Source organism: Embleya sp. NPDC056575, assembly GCF_042793325.1.
Lineage (GTDB): Bacteria > Actinomycetota > Actinomycetes > Streptomycetales > Streptomycetaceae > Embleya.
Map to the genome: position 1 here is coordinate 1 of NZ_JBHTVA010000189.1, position 1,217 is coordinate 1,217.

Genomic DNA, 1,217 nt, shown 5'->3' on the forward strand with positions numbered 1-1,217 from the left:
GTGAATTCGGTACCAAAATCATACAAGGGAGAGTGTGAAAATGAGGAAATGGATTCTGTTTATGATTATCAGTTTTGTTACACTTGGATTGGTATTACCTTCTAGCACATCTGCTGAAGAAGTAAAGAGTAAGTACACACCTCAAGACTACGAAAATTACCTTGCCCATTATGATGAAAATGCTGCTAAAGCCGCAGGTGTTTCTCCAGAATACATAGCCGCTGCCGTTATGGAGCCCGGGAAAGCACTTCAAGACTTCAAAGCCTTATCACCAGAAGATCAGGAAAAGCTTGTAGAAAGCTTTACGAAACTTGATCCAATCAACACTGAAACAGAAGAAACAGTAACTCAGCAACCTATTCAGACTCAGGGAGACAAAGGCGTTTCTTACGAAAACTCTGTGAAATTTTTTGGCGCCCCAGTGACTACTTATAGAGTTTCTGTGAATTACAATGTAACAAAGGGCAAAGTGAAAAAGATCAACTCTTCCAGTGCAAGAGTAGTCCGTAATTGGAATCCAGTTGTACGCACAGGATTAAATACTGGAGGCAAAAATGCTTGGGTCACTGGTGACAACAAAGCCGCTGTTACAGGAAGTTTCTATTACCAAATCGGGCCAATCAAAGATGTCGGCATCACTTTAGGTAATGTTTTCATTAAAGCCGTTGGAGATAAAAACGGAAAGAGAACATACAAGAAATTCACTGTTGATTGAGCCTACAAAGTGAGGTCATAGCATGTCAAAACGTATGAAAGTAACATTGTGGAGCATATTAGGAGTCGTAGTCGTATTAAGCCTAATCGGTATCATCGCTTACTACCAGACACCTACAACGTAAAAAGCCACTCCATAATGGAGTGGCTTTTCCTTTTGACCATGTATAAAACATGGTAAGTTAAGTTTTTATGTGACCGCATGGTAAGCATCACTGCTTACAAGGGCATTATTTAATATTTCAGCTATACATTAAGTATATGCATCCTTTTTCAGATGTGAAATAAACTATACACTATTTATATAAAAAAGTCAACATCATTCAGTATTTTGTTGTGTGTTTTTGATATTGGTATACAACTTCATAATTCGTTGATCAATGGAGTCCATTTGTTCATTAGTCAATTAAAAAGCTACATCAGACGACATTTTAGGATTAAAAATCCAGATTTAGCTTACAGATAAAATATGATAAAACTTAGCAAATTATTCTATAACATTA

General features: G+C 36.9%; 1 protein-coding gene. It reads left to right on the forward strand.

The features are described from left to right. Nucleotides 1–40 precede the first annotated feature (40 nt). Nucleotides 41–715 carry a hypothetical protein gene (locus ACFRCG_RS48635; RefSeq protein WP_376206252.1) on the forward strand — a complete coding sequence of 225 codons (675 nt, stop codon included), beginning with the start codon at nucleotides 41–43 and terminating at the stop codon, nucleotides 713–715. The last annotated feature ends 502 nt before the right edge of the window (nucleotides 716–1,217 follow it).

Excerpts from the sequence above, each read along its gene's own strand:
- ACFRCG_RS48635 (WP_376206252.1), top strand. The coding sequence starts at position 41 with ATGAGGAAATGGATTCTGTTTATGATTATCAGTTTTGTTACACTTGGA.